This is a genomic window from Corynebacterium occultum, from assembly GCF_009734425.1.
Taxonomy (GTDB): domain Bacteria; phylum Actinomycetota; class Actinomycetes; order Mycobacteriales; family Mycobacteriaceae; genus Corynebacterium; species Corynebacterium occultum.
This window is the reverse complement of sequence record NZ_CP046455.1, coordinates 2,345,567-2,363,710: the sequence shown is the minus strand read 5'-3', so window position 1 is coordinate 2,363,710 and position 18,144 is coordinate 2,345,567. Positions and strand designations below refer to the sequence as shown.

The 18,144-nt window shown below is 63.6% G+C and carries 18 protein-coding genes; 10 read left to right on the top strand and 8 right to left on the bottom strand.

Translation table 11 applies throughout. The features are described 5' to 3' along the window. Positions 1-14 precede the first annotated feature (14 nt). Positions 15-1,685 (top strand): energy-dependent translational throttle protein EttA, encoded by a 1,671-nt coding sequence (gene ettA, locus COCCU_RS10865; RefSeq protein WP_156231528.1) that lies wholly within the window; start codon positions 15-17, stop codon positions 1,683-1,685. 112 nt (positions 1,686-1,797) lie between these two features. Here ettA and COCCU_RS10860 read toward each other — a convergent pair whose 3' ends face one another. Continuing rightward, the gene (locus tag COCCU_RS10860; protein ID WP_156231527.1) at positions 1,798-2,469 is read right to left on the bottom strand and encodes a GntR family transcriptional regulator; all 672 of its coding nucleotides are present in this window, start codon (positions 2,467-2,469) and stop codon (positions 1,798-1,800) included. A gap of 233 nt (positions 2,470-2,702) precedes the next feature. Between COCCU_RS10860 and COCCU_RS10855 the strand changes: the two genes are divergently transcribed. From COCCU_RS10855 to COCCU_RS10845, 3 genes are all read left to right on the top strand, one after another. After that, positions 2,703-3,560 carry a fumarylacetoacetate hydrolase family protein gene (locus tag COCCU_RS10855; RefSeq protein WP_156231526.1) on the top strand — a complete coding sequence of 286 codons (858 nt, stop codon included), beginning with the start codon at positions 2,703-2,705 and terminating at the stop codon, positions 3,558-3,560. Positions 3,561-3,806: 246 nt separating this feature from the next. Further along, positions 3,807-4,244 (top strand): acyl-CoA thioesterase, encoded by a 438-nt coding sequence (locus COCCU_RS10850; RefSeq protein ID WP_156231525.1) that lies wholly within the window; start codon positions 3,807-3,809, stop codon positions 4,242-4,244. Further along, on the top strand, positions 4,241-4,864 hold the full coding sequence (locus COCCU_RS10845; RefSeq protein ID WP_156231524.1) for a hypothetical protein: 624 nt from the start codon (positions 4,241-4,243) through the stop codon (positions 4,862-4,864). Before COCCU_RS10850 ends, COCCU_RS10845 begins: the two co-directional genes overlap by 4 nt. 7 nt (positions 4,865-4,871) lie before the next feature. Here COCCU_RS10845 and chrA read toward each other — a convergent pair whose 3' ends face one another. Next, positions 4,872-6,047, bottom strand: coding sequence for a chromate efflux transporter (chrA, locus tag COCCU_RS10840; protein ID WP_156231523.1), 1,176 nt, complete (start codon positions 6,045-6,047; stop codon positions 4,872-4,874). Positions 6,048-6,102: 55 nt separating this feature from the next. Here chrA and COCCU_RS10835 point away from each other — a divergent pair, with 55 nt between their 5' ends. Together COCCU_RS10835 and ald are read left to right on the top strand one after the other, a co-directional pair. Next, complete coding sequence (locus COCCU_RS10835) at positions 6,103-6,378, top strand: 2Fe-2S iron-sulfur cluster-binding protein (protein WP_156231522.1); 276 nt, start codon at positions 6,103-6,105, stop codon at positions 6,376-6,378. 67 nt (positions 6,379-6,445) lie between these two features. Continuing rightward, positions 6,446-7,549 (top strand): alanine dehydrogenase, encoded by a 1,104-nt coding sequence (gene ald, locus COCCU_RS10830; protein ID WP_156231521.1) that lies wholly within the window; start codon positions 6,446-6,448, stop codon positions 7,547-7,549. Here ald and COCCU_RS10825 read toward each other — a convergent pair. Both COCCU_RS10825 and COCCU_RS10820 read right to left on the bottom strand, forming a co-directional pair. Then, on the bottom strand, positions 7,546-7,959 hold the full coding sequence (locus COCCU_RS10825) for a globin (RefSeq protein ID WP_156231520.1): 414 nt from the start codon (positions 7,957-7,959) through the stop codon (positions 7,546-7,548). The two genes, ald and COCCU_RS10825, sit on opposite strands and share 4 nt — an antisense overlap. 65 nt (positions 7,960-8,024) lie before the next feature. Then, on the bottom strand, positions 8,025-9,062 hold the full coding sequence (locus COCCU_RS10820; protein ID WP_156231519.1) for a mechanosensitive ion channel family protein: 1,038 nt from the start codon (positions 9,060-9,062) through the stop codon (positions 8,025-8,027). Positions 9,063-9,275: 213 nt separating this feature from the next. Here COCCU_RS10820 and COCCU_RS10815 point away from each other — a divergent pair, with 213 nt between their 5' ends. Both COCCU_RS10815 and COCCU_RS10810 read left to right on the top strand, forming a co-directional pair. Beyond that, positions 9,276-10,427, top strand: a complete 1,152-nt coding sequence (locus COCCU_RS10815) for a cystathionine gamma-synthase (protein WP_156231518.1) — start codon at positions 9,276-9,278, stop codon at positions 10,425-10,427. A gap of 232 nt (positions 10,428-10,659) precedes the next feature. Beyond that, positions 10,660-11,376 carry an SDR family oxidoreductase gene (locus tag COCCU_RS10810; protein WP_156231517.1) on the top strand — a complete coding sequence of 239 codons (717 nt, stop codon included), beginning with the start codon at positions 10,660-10,662 and terminating at the stop codon, positions 11,374-11,376. 13 nt (positions 11,377-11,389) lie between these two features. Here the strand turns inward: COCCU_RS10810 and COCCU_RS10805 are convergent, their stop codons facing one another. After that, positions 11,390-13,339: an FAD/NAD(P)-binding protein gene (locus COCCU_RS10805; protein ID WP_156231516.1), complete on the bottom strand. Its 1,950-nt coding sequence runs from the start codon at positions 13,337-13,339 to the stop codon at positions 11,390-11,392. A 92-nt stretch (positions 13,340-13,431) separates the two neighbouring features. On the opposite strand from COCCU_RS10805, the gene COCCU_RS10800 reads away from it, so the two are divergent. Together COCCU_RS10800 and COCCU_RS10795 are read left to right on the top strand one after the other, a co-directional pair. Beyond that, complete coding sequence (locus COCCU_RS10800) at positions 13,432-14,601, top strand: CMD domain protein (RefSeq protein ID WP_156231515.1); 1,170 nt, start codon at positions 13,432-13,434, stop codon at positions 14,599-14,601. A gap of 19 nt (positions 14,602-14,620) precedes the next feature. Beyond that, positions 14,621-15,376, top strand: a complete 756-nt coding sequence (locus COCCU_RS10795; protein WP_156231514.1) for an SDR family oxidoreductase — start codon at positions 14,621-14,623, stop codon at positions 15,374-15,376. Positions 15,377-15,400: 24 nt separating this feature from the next. Here the strand turns inward: COCCU_RS10795 and COCCU_RS10790 are convergent, their stop codons facing one another. The 3 genes from COCCU_RS10790 to COCCU_RS10780 are packed head-to-tail and all read right to left on the bottom strand — an operon-like array spanning position 15,401 to position 18,134. Further along, entirely contained in the window at positions 15,401-16,075 is a 675-nt protein-coding gene (locus COCCU_RS10790; RefSeq protein WP_156231513.1) for a response regulator transcription factor, read from the bottom strand. Further along, a complete protein-coding gene (locus COCCU_RS10785) occupies positions 16,072-17,559 on the bottom strand; it encodes a sensor histidine kinase (RefSeq protein WP_156231512.1) in 1,488 nt (495 codons plus the stop codon). Before COCCU_RS10785 ends, COCCU_RS10790 begins: the two co-directional genes overlap by 4 nt. A gap of 20 nt (positions 17,560-17,579) precedes the next feature. Next, positions 17,580-18,134 (bottom strand): hypothetical protein, encoded by a 555-nt coding sequence (locus tag COCCU_RS10780; RefSeq protein WP_156231511.1) that lies wholly within the window; start codon positions 18,132-18,134, stop codon positions 17,580-17,582. Between the last annotated feature and the right edge of the window lie 10 nt (positions 18,135-18,144).

The following is an 18,144-nucleotide window of genomic DNA, read 5'->3' as shown; positions in this document are numbered from 1 at the left end:
AACAAAGGGGAACAATGGGCGAGTTCATCTACACGATGCGGAACGTTCGCAAGGTCATCGGCGACAAGGTCATTCTGGACAATGTCACCATGGCTTTCTACCCGGGCGCCAAGATCGGTGTGGTCGGCCCCAACGGTGCAGGTAAGTCCTCCATCCTGAAGATCATGGCGGGGATGGATCAGCCCTCCAACGGAGACGCTTTCATCGATCCAGGCTCCACCGTCGGCATCCTGCTCCAGGAGCCGCCGCTGAATGAGGAGAAGACCGTTCGGGAGAACGTCGAGGAAGGCCTCGGCGAGATCTTCGAGAAGAAGCAGCGCTTTGAGGCGATTGCTGAAGAGATGGCCACCAACTACACCGATGAGCTGATGGAAGAGATGGGCGTCCTGCAGGAGGCCCTCGACGCTGCTGACGCCTGGGAGGTCGACTCCAAGATCGAGCAGGCCATGGAGGCACTGCGCTGCCCGCCTTCTGATGAGCAGGTGACCCACCTCTCCGGTGGTGAGCGTCGCCGCGTGGCACTGGCCAAGCTGCTGCTCTCTGAGCCGGATCTGCTCCTGCTCGATGAGCCCACCAACCACCTGGACGCTGAGTCCGTGCTGTGGCTGGAGAAGCACCTGGCGGACTACAAGGGTGCCGTCCTGGCGGTCACACACGACCGTTACTTCCTGGATCACGTCGCACAGTGGATCTGTGAGGTGGACCGCGGAAAGCTGCACCCCTACGAGGGTAACTACTCCACCTACCTGGAGAAGAAGGCGGAGCGTCTCGAGGTTTCGGGCAAGAAGGATCAGAAGCTCCAGAAGCGTCTGAAGGACGAGCTGGCTTGGGTCCGTTCCGGTGCGAAGGCACGTCAGGCCAAGAACAAGGCCCGTCTGCAGCGCTACGAGGAGATGGTCACCGAGGCCGAGAAGTACAAGAAGCTTGACTTCGAGGAGATCCAGATCCCGACCCCGCCGCGCCTGGGCAGCAAGGTTGTGGAGGTTGCGGACCTGGGTAAGGGCTTCGATGGCCGTACCCTGATCAAGGATCTTTCCTTCACCCTGCCGCGTAACGGCATCGTCGGTGTCATCGGCCCGAACGGTGTGGGTAAGACCACCCTCTTCAAGACCATCGTCGGTCTGGAGGAGCCGGATTCCGGCAAGGTCACCATCGGTGACACCGTCAAGCTGTCCTATGTTGACCAGGGCCGTGAGAACATCGACCCGGAGAAGACCGTCTGGCAGGTTGTCTCTGATGGTCTGGACTACATCATCGTCGGTCAGAACGAGATGCCTTCCCGCGCCTACCTCTCCGCCTTCGGTTTCAAGGGTGCGGACCAGCAGAAGCCCTCGAAGGTGCTGTCCGGTGGTGAGCGCAACCGGTTGAACCTGGCGCTGACCCTGAAGCAGGGCGGAAACCTGATCCTGCTTGATGAGCCGACTAACGACCTTGATGTCGAAACCCTCGGTTCCCTGGAAAATGCCCTGGTCAACTTCCCGGGCTGTGCCGTGGTCATTTCTCACGACCGTTGGTTCCTGGACCGTACCTGTACCCACATCCTCGCCTGGGAGGGCAATGTTGCTGAGGGCCAGTGGTACTGGTTCGAGGGCAACTTCGAGGACTACGAGAAGAACAAGGTGGAGCGCCTCGGCGCTGATGCAGCACGTCCGTCCCGCGTCACCCACCGCAAGCTGAGCCGCTAAACAACTCAGCGAAGATCCCGGCCCACGCTGCCTCCGACAAGGGGTGCCGCGTGGGCTTTTTCATGCCCAGGGGGTGCCGAGACTTTAAAGCCACAGGTCCTGGATTGGGGTTCTACCTGGTGGCTTCCACCGTCAGGCCGGCTGCGAGCAGAACCTGCACCGTGGTCTCATAATGCACCCGCAGGGCAGCCCCAGCTTTATCCCGGTCACGGGTGAGGACGGCATCCAGGATCTCCTGGTGTTCTCCTGCCACGTCCCGGGCGTCAGGAGTGACATGTTGGGCGGCCCAGCAGCGATAAAGCTCGGTGGAGTCGAAGAGGTCCGAGGCGATCTTCAGCATCGGCTCACAGTCACAGGCCTCGAGCAGTTTGAGGTGGAAAGCCTTGTGCAGGGTCTGCCAGGTCAGATTCATCCGGTTGGGGTCTTCGGGGGAGTGGAGCGGGGTGCGGGTCAGCTGGTGGTGGAGCGCAATGAGTTCGGATTCCCAGTCCAGATCGCCGCGTTCGATGGCTAATTTCAGTGCCAGGGTTTCGGTCTGGATGCGTAACTCGGTCAGGTCGACCAATTCCTGGAGTTTGAGTTCACGGAGGAAGAAACCGCGGTTCGGCTGGGAAACCACCAGCCCATTTCCACTGAGCTGTACCAGGGATTCCCGGATCACGGTGGTGCTGGTGTCCAGCTGTTTGGCCAGGTGGGTGGGTTGCAGGCGGGTTCCGGGCTGCCAGGCGCCGGAAAGGATCAGTTCCCGCAGTGCCTCGAGGACCCGGGTTCCTGCACCAGCCATCTGAGACTCCCTTTATCGCCGAACAGATGCCCTCACCTTAACTCAAAAATACTTCTGTCGAGTAAAAATATATTTTATGTTGACCAGGATATTATTTGGGAATAATCTTGTTCAGGCACCAGTATTCATGTCTTAACTCACAACTATTTTCATCCCCGGCACAAATCACAGTGGGGTAGGGATTGGCCAATGACCCATCCCTTGGCTCCCCATTCTTCTGAAAGGCAACTCCCATGAACTACATCTCCTTCCGCAATGCAGCAGGTTCTGACACCTGGGGTATCTCAGTTGACGGCACTGTCCATGATCTCGGCCCCTCCGGTCTGAATCTGGCGGCCTCCCTGAAAGCGGCGATTGAGGAGGGCATCTTCGGCAAGGTCTCCGATGCTCAGCTCCGGGAGGCTCCCACCCTGGCTGAGGCTGAGGTTGAGTTTCTTCCGGCCGTCACCGACCCCCTCAAGATCCTGTGCATCGGTGTCAACTACCGCACCCATCAGGAGGAAACCGGCAAGGGACTGGACATGAAGGCGCCCACCGTGTTCACCCGTTTCGCCGACAGCCAGATCGGTCACCTGCAGCCTGCCCAGAAATCCGCCAGCACCACCCAATTCGATTATGAGGGAGAGCTGGCGGTGGTCATCTCCAGGCCGGCGCACCGCCTGAACGTCGATGAGGCGATGGACCATGTCGCCGGTTATGGCATCTACAACGACTTCAGCTGCCGGGACTGGCAACTGGAGGGTGCACAGTGGATTCCGGGTAAGAATTTCCCCGGCACCGGCGCCTTCGGCCCTTATCTGGTGCCCCTGGCTGATATCGAGGATTTCCAGAGCATGACCCTGGAGACCCGTGTCAACGGAGAGGTTCGTCAGCACGCCGTGATGAGCGACCTCTATTTCACGGTGCCCGAACTGATCGCCTATATCACCGGATTCACCAGGCTCAACCCGGGTGATGTCATCATCACCGGCACTCCCGGGGGCGTCGGTCTCTTCATGGAACCGCCGGCGCTGCTCAGCGATGGGGACCAGGTGGAGGTTGAGATCAGCGGCCTCGGAATTCTCCGCAATACCGTCAAGGACGTGGCCTAGGAGGGTGTCCCGACCCGTGTTGGCGGACTGGCGCTGCGGGTCGGTTATGCTCATCTGATACTTGCCCCTCCGAAACCACTCGGCATGCCTGCCGCTACCTGGGAGACAGCTTGTCCCTGAACTCCAGTTAGCGGGATCCGGGTTGTTGCGTAAGATCGGGTAGGTGTTATTTCCGGGCTGGATGAAGTCATCCGCAGAACCCCGGCCCAGCCGTCCATATGTAATAAGGAATAGAGACTCAACTTCATGGTTGCCCCCGCAGACTCCACGCTTCACACGATGCAGATCCCGGTCCGCTGGTCTGACTTTGACCGTTACGGTCACATCATGAACGCCTCCTACATTGAGATCGCCCAGGAGGCTCGACTGGCTTTCGCTGAGGAAGAGTTCACTGCCCGCGGCATGGATTTCGCGGTTTTCGTCCGCCACCTCGATGTGGACTACCTCCGCCCGGTGCTGCCCGACACCACCGAGCTGACCGTGGAAACCCAGGTCGTGGAGCTGGGCAACACCAGCTTCACCACCCGCCAGGAGCTCAAGGACCGCCAGAACCGCGTGGCCTGCGTCGTCGAGTGCGTCCAGGTGGCAGTCGACACCGACACCTCCCGCCCCCGGGAGCTCAACCAGGCGGAGCGCAAGGTCCTCACCCAGACCGCCGACTCCGTTGAAAAGCAGGAGAGTTGATCCCGGAGACACTGGCCCTGCGCGGGGGTTCCCCCGGCCTTCAGGCGTTGCTCGGCCGGGCTGTCGGTCTGGATGCCTCCTCCTCCGCACGCCTGCGCCAGCGGGGGGAGGACTTCGAGGTGTTCGTGACCACCCCCTTCGAGGTGGTGGCCTCCCGTCGTGCCACTGGCACCATCGGTCGTGATGGTGCGGTGGTCGGTGCCCATGACCTGCTTGAGGCACTCCAGAATGAGTCCTCCGAAATCGGCATGCCCCGGGACCCCAATTGGCCGGGCGCGCTGCCCCCGATGGAGGGTTTTTCCCTGGTGGACACCATCCCGGTGACGGTGGTGCGGGAATTAGCGGATCAGGGTCAGGCTCTGGCACGCCAGTTCTCCGGCCCCCTGGGACCCCCGGCCAGCCTGCTCAATCAGACGGTACTGACCGTCAACAGCGAGGAGCATGAGGCGGAGATCCCGATGCGGATGATCTTCACCTGCACCGCCCTGGGACTGATCCCCGGTTTTGCCGCCCCCATCGACATCCCCCGCCATCTGCGGGTTTCGGTCAGTGGGCGTTGGGTGCGTGTCGACGCCCCCTTCGGCAGCGTCTACCGCTCCACCGGGCTTTCCCTCTTCTAGCCTGGGGTTAGAGCAGCAGCCCGCCCGCTGCCGCGGCCCCCGCCGCGATCAGCCAGGGCGGGTTCTGCCATTTCGCCAGCCCCAACCAGCAGAAGGCTGCGATCGCCAGGCTTGTCAGGTTGGTGATCCCGTGAGTGAATACCGGATCATAGAGGGCTGCGCCGAGCAGTCCCACCACCGCGGCATTGACCCCCTGCAGGGCGCGACGGAGCCAGGGCAGGGCCCGCCAGCGGTGCCAGAAATGCAGCCCCGAAATGATCAGCAGGGCCGCGGGCAGGAAAATCGCGATGGTGGCCAGGCAGGCGCCGCCGATCCCACCGATTACCGCCCCGAGGTAGGTGGCGAAGGTGAACATCGGTCCGGGTACCCCCTGAGCCAGGGAATAACCGGCCAGGAACTCATCCAGGCCCAACCAGCCGGGTGCCACCATCAGTTGTTCCAGCAGGGGCAGCACCACATGCCCGCCCCCGAATACCAGGGAACCGGCCTGGATGAAGGCGGCGGCCTGGGCCACCCACCCGGTGGCGTCGCTGGTTCCGATGAACACCGCCCCACCGAGTAAGAGCAGGAACAGTCCCAGGCTGAGCCCGGCCGCCCGGGCCGAGACCTGCCGGATTCCCTCCCCCTCAGGTTCTTTCTTCCCGGTGTCCGGGGAGAGGAAGAGGGCGCCCAGAATCCCGGCACCCAGGATTAGCGCCAGATGGGTCCAGGGGGTGGGTGCCAGCAGCACCAGCACCCCGCTGAGCACGGCAATGCTGGCGGTACCCCGACCAGCGGCCATGTTCTTCGCCATGCCGGACACCGCATGGAAAACCACGGCGACGGCCGCGGCCAACAACCCCGCGATCCAGCCCTGCCCGGTGGTGAGTCCCGCGGCGTCGATAAGCAGGGCCGCCACTCCCAGCAGTACCGCGGAGGGGAGGGTGAACATCAGCCAGGCCAGGAACATCCCGGCGTAACCGGCCCGGTGGTAACCCAGCGCCATGCCCACCTGGGAGGAGGAGGGGCCGGGCAGGAAATGACTCAGGGCGATCAGCTCGGCGTAGCTGTCCTCCCTCAACCAGGCACGGCGGCGAACGAACTCCTCCCGGAAATAACCCAGGTGCGCGGTGGGCCCGCCGAAGGAGGTGAGCCCCAGGAGACCAAAGGAGCGGAAGACCTCGGAGAGGCGGGTGGTGCGCATGGGCAGATTCTAAGCCGGGGTGGGGGTGAGTGCAGGTCGGGATTAGATTGGGGGCATGAAACATATCGCGGTGGTTGATGGCGTGGAATATGAATTCGAATGGCCGGCGGACATGACGCTGCTGGATGCGATGCTGGCCGTGGATATCCCCGCCCATTACTCCTGTATGGAGGGTCATTGCGGCACGTCCCAGCTGACCTTGAGTGGGGGTCCCTCTCACATGCTGGCCAATGAGGTGCTAGGGAAATTCGAGGTGGCCCAGGAGTCTCAGGTGTTGGCCTGCCAGGCGATCCGTGACGGTGAGGGACCATATCGTGCGGTCTATGAGTAAATGAACCCTCACTTATGAAAGAATGAATGTTAAAAACATCACAGCTGTGATCCTGAAGGAGTTCCCCATGCGTATCGGTATCCCCCGTGAGGTCATGAATAACGAAGGCCGCGTCGCCCTCAGCCCGGAAGGTGCCCGAGCCCTGGTGGAAGCTGGGCACCGGGTTCTCGTGGAGGCCGGGGCGGGAGTGCGCTCCTCCATGCCGGATGAGGAATACCAGGCCGCTGGGGTGGAGCTGGTGGCTGAAGCTGCCGAGGTCTGGGAGGACTCCGACCTGGTGCTCAAGGTCAAGGAACCCCAGGAATCCGAATTCGGCTACCTGCGGGAAGATCTCATGCTCTTCACCTACCTCCACCTGGCGGCCTCCCTGCCCGTCACCCAGGTCCTGCTGGATTCCGGCATCACTTCCATCGCCTATGAGACCATCACCGATGAAGCCGGTGGCCTGCCGCTGCTGACCCCGATGAGCCAGACCGCGGGCCGACTCGCCGTGATGGAGGGCGCCCACCACCTGCTCAGCCCCATGGGAGGTCGTGGCGTGCTGCTACCCGGGGTGCCCGGCACCCAGGCCGGTCGGGTGGTGGTGCTCGGTGGTGGCCAGGTGGGCGCCTCCGCCGTGGCGATGGCTGTGGGGCTGCGTGCCGAGGTGACCGTCATGGACCTCAACCCGAAGGTACTGCAGACCTTCGACGATCTCTACCAGGGCAGGGTACGCACCCTGGTCTCCACCCCACAGGCGGTGGAGGAGGCCCTGATCGACGCTGACCTGGTGATCGGTGCGGTGCTGGTCGCCGGCGCCCGCACCCCGGTGCTGGTGCCGGATGCCCTGGTGGCGAAGATGAAGCCTGGTTCAGTGCTGGTCGATGTCGCGGTGGACCAGGGCGGCTGTTTTGAATCCTCCCGCCTCACCTCCCACGAAAACCCCACCTTCAAGGTGTCGAACTCCATCTTCTACTGCGTGCCCAACATGCCCGGCGCGGTGGCCAACACCTCCACCAGGGCATTGACCTCGGCGACCCTGCCCTTCGTGAAGGCGGTGGCTGAGCTGGGCTTTGCCGGGGCCGTCGAGAAGCTTCCCGGTCTGGCTGGTGGGCTGATGACCAGTGGAGGCAAGCTGCGTAGCCGGGCGGTGGCGCAGGCCCATGACCTGCCTTTCGTGGAGATTTCCTAGACGGGCCGGTTGATCAGCATGGCGGCGACGCGCTCCATGTGCTCCCAGAGTGCGGCGCGGTAGGCGGGGGGAAGGGTCTCCTCCTCGATCTGGTCGAGGGAGACCTTCATCATCTCCAGCCAACGCTCCGCCTCCGGGGTGCCGATGGAGTAGGTGACGTGCCGCATCCGCAGGCGGGGGTGGCCGCGCTGGGCGGAGAAGGTCTGCGGCCCGCCCCAGTACTGGGCGAGGAACCACTTGAGGCGTTGCTCCGCGCCCTCCCAGTCCTGATCGGGGTAGAGCGGGCCGATCAGGTCATCATCCCGGACCTGCTGGTAGAAGCCGCGGACGATGCGGGCGAAGGTCTCCTCACCGCCGATCGCCTCATAGAAATTCTGCTGACCGGGCGGATTGGAAGATGGGGTAGGCATGGCCCCAGTCTAGGCAGTCAGGTCCGGCCGGGGTTAAGTCGCGCTGCTCCGGGGGAGTGTGCAGGTCAGACATCATAGTTTTCGCGGGAGATGCCGCCGATGCCATGCGGATAAGGGGTGGTGATCCCCGCTTCGCGCATGTCATTGAGGACCCGGGCCTGCAGGAAACGCTGAACCTCCCATTGGCGACCGGGCAGGGTTTTCACCGAGATCCGGTAGGAGATGTGATCGGGCTGGAAATCGGTGACACCGTTCATCACGGGCTCCTCGATCACGCCTTCGCGGATGCGTTCCTCCTCCACACCGCGGTTCACGGAGTCGAGGATGACATTCCAGGCTTCCTCGGAGTCATTGGACAGTCCCACCGGGACCTGCAGGCGGGCGATGGAGAAGTCATCGCTGAGGTTACCCACCCGCAGGATTTCACCGTTGCGGACGTACCAGACGGTGCCATCGATATCGCGCAGTGTGGTCAGTCGCAGGCTGATGTCCTCGACATCACCGACGATCCCTTCCCCCAGGTCGACGGTGTCACCGACCCCGTACTGGTCCTCCAGGAGCATGAAGATGCCGGAGAGGAAGTCCTTGACCAGGGATTGGGCGCCGAAGCCGATGGCCAGGCCGATCACACCGGCGGAGGCGATGATGGGGCCGACGTTGATGTTGACGGTCTGCAGCATGGCCAGGACCGCCCAGGCCCAGATCAGGATGCCGGCGGCGGATTTACCCACCGCCGCCAGGGTTCTGATCCGGGCCTTGCGGCGGTCCTCATGAGCCCGGTTCATCGCCGCCACATGCGGCGGGATCTCCTCCGGGGCATTGGGCCGGCGGCCGAGTTTTCCGGGCAGCCGGGGGGCCTTGAAGCGGGCGTTGATATTGCGTCGGGCGAGCTTGTCGATGCCGCGTCGGGCCAGCCAGTGCATCACCAGGGCCACGATGATGGTCAGCAGGATCTCGATGGGTTTTTGGATCAGCCATTCCTGGGTGGTGGGTTGCTGCCACCAGTCCGTGGCCTCGGACACGGACTCTCCCAATGTGGTGGGGGAGAGCTCCGGGGAGTCGGGGTTTTCGCTTGCGGGGGTGTTTTCTGTGGAAATTGTCATCTCCGCCGGAGTGTAGGGGCGGAGTCTGATTCTGGGCTGATGGTTGACTGTGAAGCCACTGGCCGGTGGGGGGTGGCCTCCACAGGACGCAGGGGGAGGGGCGTGAATAAAAGTCACCACCCGGAATGGGGAAACTATACCGCTTGGTCTAGAGTGGCTGGAGGTATGGTCCTGACACAGGGTCCGCAACGTTGATTTTCAAGGAGCAGCATCATGAGCGCCGCAGGTAACCCGGGTTTTTCCACGCAGAGCATTCACGCCGGTTATGAACCGGATTCCCTGTACGGCCCGATCAACACCCCGATCTACGCCTCGACCACCTTCGCTCAGGATGGCCTGAATGAGCTGCGCGGCGGTTATGAGTACACCCGCGTCGCCAACCCCACCATCACCGCCTTGGAGCGCACCGTCGCAGCCCTGGAGAACGCCGAGTTCGGCAAGGCCTTCTCCTCCGGCATGGCCGCCACCGACATCGTGCTGCGCGTCCTGCTGCAGCCGGGTGACCATCTGATCCTCGGCCACGACGCCTATGGCGGCACCTGGCGTCTGATCGACTCTGTCTTCAAGCCCTGGGGTGTGGACTACAGCGTCGTCGACACCACCGATGCCCAGGCCGTGGCCGATGCCATCACCGAGAAGACCAAGGTCATCTGGTTGGAGACCCCCACCAACCCGGCCCTGGCGATCTCCGATATCGCCGCCATCGCAGACATCAAGGGCGCTGCCAGCCTCGTGGTGGACAACACCTTTGCCTCCCCCTACCTGCAGCGCCCCCTGGCACTGGGCGCCGATGTGGTCCTGCACTCCACCACCAAGTACCTCGGCGGCCACTCCGACGTGGTCGGGGGCGTCGTGGTGACCAATGACGCCGAGGTTGATGAGCAGCTGCACTTCATGCAGGGCGGGGTCGGCCCGATCCCCAGTGTCTTCGACGCCTACCTCACCGCCCGGGGCATCAAAACCCTCGCGGTGCGCATGGACCGCCACTGCGATAACGCCGAGAAGATCGCCGAGTTCCTGGACTCCCGCGCAGAGATCTCCCAGGTGCTCTACCCGGGCCTGGAATCCCACCCCGGCCATGAGGTGGCCAAGAAGCAGATGGACCGTTTCGGCGCCATGATCTCCGTCCGCTTCGCCGGTGGCGAGGAAGCCGCCCGCAAGTTCTGCACCTCCACCAAGCTGATCTGCCTGGCGGAGTCCCTCGGCGGCGTGGAATCCCTGGTGGAGCACCCCGCCACCATGACCCACCAGTCCGCCGCCGGCTCCCAGCTGGAGGTCCCGCGTGACCTGGTCCGCATCTCCATCGGCATCGAAGACATCGCCGACCTGCTGACAGATGTGGAGCAGGCCCTGGCACAGATCTAGGCTTCTGTGCCCTGGGTTGAAAACTGATGCCCTGACCTACCTGGTGCTGTTGAGCCCAGGGGGTCAGGGCATGTTCGTGCCCTGCGGGGAGTGGTTGCAGCCTAGAGTGGGGAAACTGGCACTTAAAGGACCTGGTCAGCGACCTTAAGTGCTGGTTTCCCCACTCTAGAATGCCGTGAAGTTGTAGCGGACCCCCTGTCCAGCCCCCACCGGCCGGACTACACTCGCGTCCATGAGTGAGAAGATTGCAGTCATCACCGGCGCCACCGGCGGCATGGGCCGCGAGATGGTGAGCGAACTGGCCAAGGACCACAAGGTCTACGCACTCGGAAGGAATTCCGGGATCCTGGCCGAGTTGGCCCAGCTTGATAACGTGACCGCCATCGGGGGAGACCTGGTGGCGGGTCTCCTGCATGGTGCGGACCAGCAGGCCTACCGCGAACTCAAGGAACTCAAGCAGGTGGATGTGCTGGTCCATTCTGCCGCCATCGCACACCGTCACACCGTGGCCAGTGCCCAACCCCTGGACTGGCGCAGTCAATTCGAGGTGAATGTTTTCGCAGCCGCGGAACTGACCCGGGAACTGCTGCCCGCCCTACAGCAGGCGGCCGGCCTGGTGGTGTTCATCAACTCCGGGGCAGGGAAGGGCGCACACCCCGGCAATATCGTTTACGCCGCCACCAAGCATGCCCTCTATGCTCTGGCGGATGGGCTGCGTAAGGAGCAGGCCAACACCGGGGTACGGGTATCCACCATCGCGCCGGGCCCGACCGACACCCCCATGCTTCAGGGACTGCGTACCCAGGCGGGGGCAGATTATGAACCCGAGCACTATATCGAGCCCGAGGAGGTCGCCAAAGCCTTGCGCCTGGTGGTGGATGCCGGCCCCAGCACCCAGATCACGGACCTGGCGGTACGCCCCCGAATTGAACTCGCGGACCGTAACTAGTACCGGCCAGGAGCTACATTTCGCCGAATACGGTGGCCAGAGCATGTCGGGCCGCCTTATCGGTTTCCTGGAGCAGCAGCGCATCAGTGCCTGGAATCGGTGAGATGGTGGTGTCCGGCAGCTGGCTATACGTCGGGATACCCACCAGGTAGAGACGGGGGTCGAGCTGCTGGTCCGCCCGGATCATCCGGCCGCTGGAGACATCGACCTCAGGGGAGCCGGTGGCCAGTCGCTGACTGTCGGTAGTGGTTTCATGGAAGGAACGGACCCGGCCTTCCTCGTGGAGACTGATCGACAGGGGGTCCGCGGGGCGGCGAACATCAGGTTTGTGCATCCAGGCATCCACCAGGGTGGGGGCGGACACCGGGGTATCAGCGGTGTTGGGGGATGTCATCACGAATTCCCCCGCGACCTCATCGACCCGGAGTTCCGGATCCCCACCCAGGAAGTGGACGATCCCGGCGTCCACCAGGGCCAGCAGCTGGCGGGTGCGGAACAGGGGCGGGCCGGATCCTGCCATCTGACCGATCGCCATCAGGGTGGCGTAGTGGTTGGAGCGTGACTCGAAGGTGTAGCGTCCCTGGGCGCCCAGAATCTGGGCGGGTTTGCGGGAGGCACTGATGGCCCAGAGTCCCGCCTTGAGCGGGGAATCCAACCCGGCCTCTGCTTCGAGGATGTCGCAGCTCATGCGCTGGGCGATGTGCTCGGTGAATTCCTTCGGGGTGCCCACCACTTCCTGGAGGGGGTGCTTCCAGGCGAAGAGGTCGAATCTCTCGCTCTTCTCCGGGATGAAGCGAGCCATTTTTTCGTTAATGTTCTCCGGGGTGGCTCTATCAATGATCTCGACGAGTTCACCCAGGGTGCCGGTGATGGCTTCGGGGCGCAGACGATGCAGGGTCCGGTAGTAGGCCTCATAGGAGTCGCGGATGATGGCGGGCCATACCTGCCGGTCGAAGTCGATGCTGGCGGGCCCCAGTTTCGCGGTGGGCAGCGAGTCGATCACCGTGCACAACCGGGCGAGTTCCGGGGTGGGTGGGAGCCCGCCGTAATTGGATTTCGGCAGGTAGGGGTAGCCGCGGAGGGAGGAGACCACCAACTTTGGTTCCCGCCCTGAAGGCAGGTAGCGCAACCCGGCGCGGGCGCTGGGGTCCTTGATGAACTGTCCGCCCCTTTCGAAGCTGAGCAGTGCGATGAGATCGAAGAATCCCATGCCCAGTCCGCGGACCAGGACGGTACCGGTGTCGGGGATGTCTCCGATGGGTTGTTCCACGGGGTTGCCGGGCTGGATCCAGGTCATCCCGGGGTGTTTTTCCACCGCCGCGGCCACCTCCTGTTCCTCCGGGTTCAGTCCGGGGGTGACCCATCCGGCGGCCAGGAGAGTGACGTCGGCCGTGATCTCGGTGCCGTTGTCCAGGATGAGGAGATCATGGTCTTCAGCCTCCCGGATGCTGTTGAGGCGGGTGTTGTGGACGGTGACCGTCACCTCTTCCGGGAGGCGCGCCAGAGCGATGTCGTAGCACCAGCGGAGGTAGGCCCCATAGAAGGCGCGGGAGGGGTGGGACTGTGCCTGGGAGGCGGCGATTTCCTCGGCGAAGTCTTCGGCGACCTGGGGATCTGGCGGGTAGGTGTCGAAGGTGGCGCGTTTGGCTGGGGCGATGCCTTCATGATCCCCGCGGAGCAGGCGGATCCATTCGTATTGGGTGGGGCCTTCGAAGACCGGGGCGTTGACGGTGGCACCTGGTTCGGCGAAGAGGGTGACTGCCCCGGCGAGGGTGTTCATGCAGAGGGTGCGGGGCTGTCGGGGATCCCAGATGCGTCCGGCACCGATGACGGAGTCCTCGATCAGGTGCAGGTCGAGGGGGCCGCGGGGATGTGCGGCGAGTTCTGCGGCGATTCTCTCGATGAGGGAGATTCCGCGGGGGCCCAGGCCAAGGATTGCTAGGGCAGGGGTGTTTCCTGGCATGGTCAATGATCATACCCATAGGCAGAACCTGTGTTCCCCGCTGAAGGTACCGTGGCGTTGAATTCAGGACCGGTTTCGGAGAATGGAGAATCATGGCGGACATCATCAATCTGCTCAGCGCACTGCCCCCTGGCAGTGATCTGGCGGCCTTGCGGAACCGACGCCCCGAGGCACAGGTCAATGCCCAATGCAGTTTCGAGTCCCTGCTGGAGCCGGTGAATCCTGGGACCTTCTCCTTCGGGGAACGCTATGCGGTGGCCACATATGTGGCGGGGGTACACCGTTCGGCCAATGCCGGAACCTTTTATGCGGAACTGCTGCTTGACGACGCCCCCGCCACCCTCCGCGATGCGGTGCTGGCGGCGGTGGAGCAGGGGTTGAGCAGTGGGCCGCATGGGGACGGCGGGGTCATCCGTCATGATCCCCGGGCCCTGGGGCATCGGCTGGCCTCGGCTCTTGATGTGGCGCACCTGATGGTTTTCCATCCCCGGGATGCCCGCCCGGAGATGCTGGGCCATCTTTCTGCTGCGGGGTGGAGTGCCGATGACACGGTCAGTCTGACCCAGCTGGTCGCCTTCCTCTCTTTCCAGCTGCGACTGATCCACGGGATGCAGGTCCTGAACGATCAGGCGAAGATATCTGAGGTGGAGCAGGCGGCAGGGGTGGCCGCCCAGTGGGAATTGGCTGCCCGCAGCTTTGAGATCACCACCTACCCGGATGTGGTGGGTCCGGCGGGGTTCGTCTCCCATCCCCTGGAGTGGAAACCCTGGGTGCCACCGATGGCGGGGGAGGAGTTGGAGACACCCTATTTCCGGCTGCTGGCCCGCAACCCGGCGGCTCTGAAGGCCCACACCCTGATTGAGCTGGATATCTTCCACACCCTGGATGGTGGGATCGGTCGTGCGGAGCGGGAGTTGGCGGCCGCGGTCACCTCCCGGCTCAATGGCTGTGTCTACTGCACGTCCGTGCATGCCGGCCGGGTGAAGGAGGAGGTGGGTCGAGCTCGGGACCTTGAGCGCCTCCTCGCTGAGGGCGTAGCTGCTGATCTGGGGGATCAGCTGTGGAATGCGGTGGCTGAGGCTGCCGTGGCACTGAGTCATGTCCCGATGCGTTTCGGGACGGTGCAGGTGGAGAACCTGCGCAAAGCCGGACTGGATGAGCTGGCGATCATTGATGTGGTCAATGCCGTCGCCTTCGCCAACTGGGCCAACCGCCTGAGGCTGGTGCTCGGCGAGCCGGAGGTGCCGCAACGTTTCCGCTGAGATGACTAGGATCGGCCCCATGGCTGATTTCTCTGATTTTGTGGCGGACTCTCCCTCTGACACTTCGGCGCGCAGGGTGGCGGTAGTCACCGGGGCGACCGGTGGGATGGGGGAGAAGATCGTCGCCGAGCTGGCCCGGGATCATGAGGTGCTGGCAATCGGACGGAACCCGGCGGCACTCAAATCCCTGGCGGAGATCCCGAATGTGAGGGCGGTGCCGGTTGATCTGACCCTGCTGCTGGATGATGTGGCGCTTAACGACACCCCCGCACTACAGGAGCTTTTCAGCCTGGAACGGGTGGACCTGCTGGTGCATGCCGCTGGAGTCATGGAGAGGCGCACCGTCGAGGACGCCACCGCAGCGGATTGGCGCCTGCAGTTCGCGGTGAATGCCACCCTGCCGGCGATGCTCAGCGCCCGGATGTTGCCGGCATTGCGCCGCGCCCGGGGACAGATCATCTTCATCAGTTCCATCGCAGGGCAGGGTGCACATCCCGGGAATGCGGTCTACGCCGCCAGCAAGCATGCCCTGCGTGGCATCGCCGACGCACTGCGGGATGAGGTCTCCGGGGATGATGTCCGGGTGGCCAGCATCTCGCCCTCAGGCACCGACACTGCCATGATGCGCCGCGCGGTGAACCAGGCTGGGGAAGCGGAATACCACCCCGAGTACTACACCGACCCGGTGGAGATCGCCAGGGCGGTCCGACTGATCGCGGACACCGGGGAAAGCACCCAGTTCACCAACCTTGATGTCAGGCCACGCCGACCCTGAGCGGAAGGGGGGCGTCGATAAGCATCAGAGCAGCCGGTACCCGGCGCCGCGCACCGTCTCCACCTTCTCCGCACCGATCTTCTTACGCAGGGTCCGGATGTAAACATCCACGACATTGGAACCCGGGTCGAAATCCATGCCCCAGACCATCGACAACAACTGTGGGCGGGAAAGCACCTGACCAGGGTGACGCATCAGGGTCTCCAGCAGGCCCACCTCGCGGCGGGAGAGATCCAGCCACTTCTCACCGATCTGCACCCGCTGGGTGCGCAGATCCAGGATCATGTCCCCGTGAGTCATCCGATAGGTGGTGTCCTGCCCCACCCCCTCCTGATTGGCGCGGTCCGCCAGACGCAACCGGATCCGGGCCAGCAACTCCGCGAACTGGAAAGGCTTGGGCATGTAGTCATTGGCCCCTCCCTCCAGGGATTTGATGCGGTCATCAATGGAGGTCCGGGCGGTCAACACGATCACCGGGATGGAAATATTGGTGGCCCGGAGGGCATCAAGCACATCCATCCCATCCATGCGGGGCAACCCCAGATCCAACACCAGCAGATCAAAATCCCCGGTACCCGCCAGGTGGAAGGCAGAGGCCCCATTATCCACCACATCACAGGCATAACCGGCGGCCTTGAGACCACGCTGAATGAAATCCGCGATCCCCCGATCATCCTCGGCAATCAGAATCCGACTCATGCTCCGACACTCTCCTCATCTTGTGGATCCACTATTTCCGGGGCAGGCAGCTCCAGACCGAAGATCGAACCCAGACCCACGGTGGAATCAAGGTAGGCCCGCCCACCATGGGCCTCGGCGATGGCCTTCACGATCGACAATCCCAGCCCCGAACCCGAAGCCCGGGCAGAGGCGCTCGGTTCCCCACGGTGGAAACGGCCGAAGACAGCCTCCTGCATCTCCACCGGGACACCGGGCCCACGGTCCCGCACCCAGATCCGGAACATCCGTTCCTCCCCACAGCCCTTGAACTCACTGCCCAGATCAATATCAGAATCACCCTCAACGTACTTCAGTGCATTGCGGTAGAGCTCCAGCACCGCCTCGGTCACCCGCTGCTCATCCAGGGGCACCTCACCCTCGGCGACCGCCACCACCTGGGCACGCTGAATGATGGTGTTGGCCTTCTCCTCGATATCCAGGGTCAGCTCAGCCACCTCAACCGGGGTGGGAGTGACGAAGCCGGCGGAGTCCGCGACCGCCAGGGTGAGCATGTCATTGACCATCCGCGCCATCCGATCCAACTCGGCGGTGGAAAGCTCAACGGAACGGGCCTGTTCCTCCGGGGTGGAGGACCCCAACAACTCCAGCTGGCCACGCACCACCGTGATCGGGGTGCGCAGCTCATGGCCGGCATCATCAACGAATTGGCGCTGCTCACGGTAGGCCGCCTCGATCCGGTCCAACATGCTGTTGAAGGTCAACGCCAGCTGGGCAAGCTCATCACCGCCCTCCACCGGCACCCGCTGACTCAGATCACTATTGCTGATACTGGCAGCCACCTGGCGGAGATTACGGATGGGGGCGATGATCTGCCCGGCAATCAACCAGGCGATCAGGAAAGCGGCGACCACCCCGCCGGAACCGATCAGGGCGAGGGTGGCCACTTCCCGGTCCACCATTTCACGCGCCGGGTGGGTGTGGACCGCCACCGCGAAATAGGCCTCCTGGTTGTTGTCCGGGGACTGGAACTGGACCCGACCCCAGTGCACCGCACCATCCACCGGGTCGGAGAAAACCCCGGAGGGGGTGGGGGAGCGGAGGATTTCCCCGGCCAGGGCGGAATCACTGGCCAGTGGTCCACGGAACCTGCCGCTGAGCTGACTGAGATCCGGTTGGATCAGCTGGCCATCAACCGCGCCGAGCAGGATCTCATCATCATCGGGGATCTGCCGGGAAAGGTAGACCTCGATCAGGCGCTGTGGGGTGGCGAAGGGAGCTGCGGTCAGGGGGTCGGTGCCGTCCGCGGCGAATTGGGTGAACTCATCGATCTCCTGCTCCACGGACTGGTTTGCGGAGTCGGTGACCTGGGACTGCAGCACAGAGCGGGTGATGAGGATGACGGTGCCCATGGCGACCAGGACCACGCAGGTGATCCAGAAGATGATGCGCCAGCGCAGCGAATTAGCCGCACCCAGCTTCGGGGTGCGGCTAGCTGGCGGCATGCTGGTCCCGGGCCCTGCGCTTAGTCGTCATCCCAGTCATCATCGTCCCAATCCTCATCCCAGTCATCATCATCCCAGTCATTGTCATCATAAGGTTGATAGTTCAGGGGTGGTTGGGGGACTGGTGCCGGAGCGGGAGCCTGCGGAACCGGGGCGGGAGCGGGGGCAGGGGCCGGAGCCTGGTTCTGGGGTGCAGAGTTCTGGGGTACCTGTGCTGGCTGGGCGGGGGCTTCCCCGGAACCTGTGTCGGCACCACCGGTTCCGTTGCGGGAGGAAATATCCGCCTTTGAGACCTGTCCTGCGGCCTTGGCGGAGTCTGCAGGTTCGGCGGCAACGGACTTGTCCTCCCCGGGTGCGGTGTCCGCATTATTCCCGGGGAGGGAGGTGTCAGCAGGATCGGGGGAGGGGGCCGTGGGGTTGTCCTCTAGTTGGATGGTGACCAGTTCGGAGGCGACCTCCGGAGATTCATCATTGGTGCTCAGTGCGAGGGCAGTGAGGCCGCCGGCCCCGACCAGGCCGAGGACGGCGAGGAAGGGGGCCATGCGGCGCAGGGTCTTGGTGCTCGGCCCGGACATATCTATCTCC

Excerpts from the sequence above, each read along its gene's own strand:
- ettA (WP_156231528.1), top strand. The coding sequence starts at position 15 with ATGGGCGAGTTCATCTACACGATGCGGAACGTTCGCAAGGTCATCGGC.
- COCCU_RS10860 (WP_156231527.1), bottom strand. The coding sequence starts at position 2,469 with ATGGCTGGTGCAGGAACCCGGGTCCTCGAGGCACTGCGGGAACTGATC.
- COCCU_RS10855 (WP_156231526.1), top strand. The coding sequence starts at position 2,703 with ATGAACTACATCTCCTTCCGCAATGCAGCAGGTTCTGACACCTGGGGT.
- COCCU_RS10850 (WP_156231525.1), top strand. The coding sequence starts at position 3,807 with ATGGTTGCCCCCGCAGACTCCACGCTTCACACGATGCAGATCCCGGTC.
- chrA (WP_156231523.1), bottom strand. The coding sequence starts at position 6,047 with ATGCGCACCACCCGCCTCTCCGAGGTCTTCCGCTCCTTTGGTCTCCTG.
- COCCU_RS10835 (WP_156231522.1), top strand. The coding sequence starts at position 6,103 with ATGAAACATATCGCGGTGGTTGATGGCGTGGAATATGAATTCGAATGG.
- ald (WP_156231521.1), top strand. The coding sequence starts at position 6,446 with ATGCGTATCGGTATCCCCCGTGAGGTCATGAATAACGAAGGCCGCGTC.
- COCCU_RS10825 (WP_156231520.1), bottom strand. The coding sequence starts at position 7,959 with ATGCCTACCCCATCTTCCAATCCGCCCGGTCAGCAGAATTTCTATGAG.
- COCCU_RS10820 (WP_156231519.1), bottom strand. The coding sequence starts at position 9,062 with ATGACAATTTCCACAGAAAACACCCCCGCAAGCGAAAACCCCGACTCC.
- COCCU_RS10815 (WP_156231518.1), top strand. The coding sequence starts at position 9,276 with ATGAGCGCCGCAGGTAACCCGGGTTTTTCCACGCAGAGCATTCACGCC.
- COCCU_RS10810 (WP_156231517.1), top strand. The coding sequence starts at position 10,660 with ATGAGTGAGAAGATTGCAGTCATCACCGGCGCCACCGGCGGCATGGGC.
- COCCU_RS10805 (WP_156231516.1), bottom strand. The coding sequence starts at position 13,339 with ATGCCAGGAAACACCCCTGCCCTAGCAATCCTTGGCCTGGGCCCCCGC.
- COCCU_RS10800 (WP_156231515.1), top strand. The coding sequence starts at position 13,432 with ATGGCGGACATCATCAATCTGCTCAGCGCACTGCCCCCTGGCAGTGAT.
- COCCU_RS10795 (WP_156231514.1), top strand. The coding sequence starts at position 14,621 with ATGGCTGATTTCTCTGATTTTGTGGCGGACTCTCCCTCTGACACTTCG.
- COCCU_RS10790 (WP_156231513.1), bottom strand. The coding sequence starts at position 16,075 with ATGAGTCGGATTCTGATTGCCGAGGATGATCGGGGGATCGCGGATTTC.
- COCCU_RS10785 (WP_156231512.1), bottom strand. The coding sequence starts at position 17,559 with ATGCCGCCAGCTAGCCGCACCCCGAAGCTGGGTGCGGCTAATTCGCTG.
- COCCU_RS10780 (WP_156231511.1), bottom strand. The coding sequence starts at position 18,134 with ATGTCCGGGCCGAGCACCAAGACCCTGCGCCGCATGGCCCCCTTCCTC.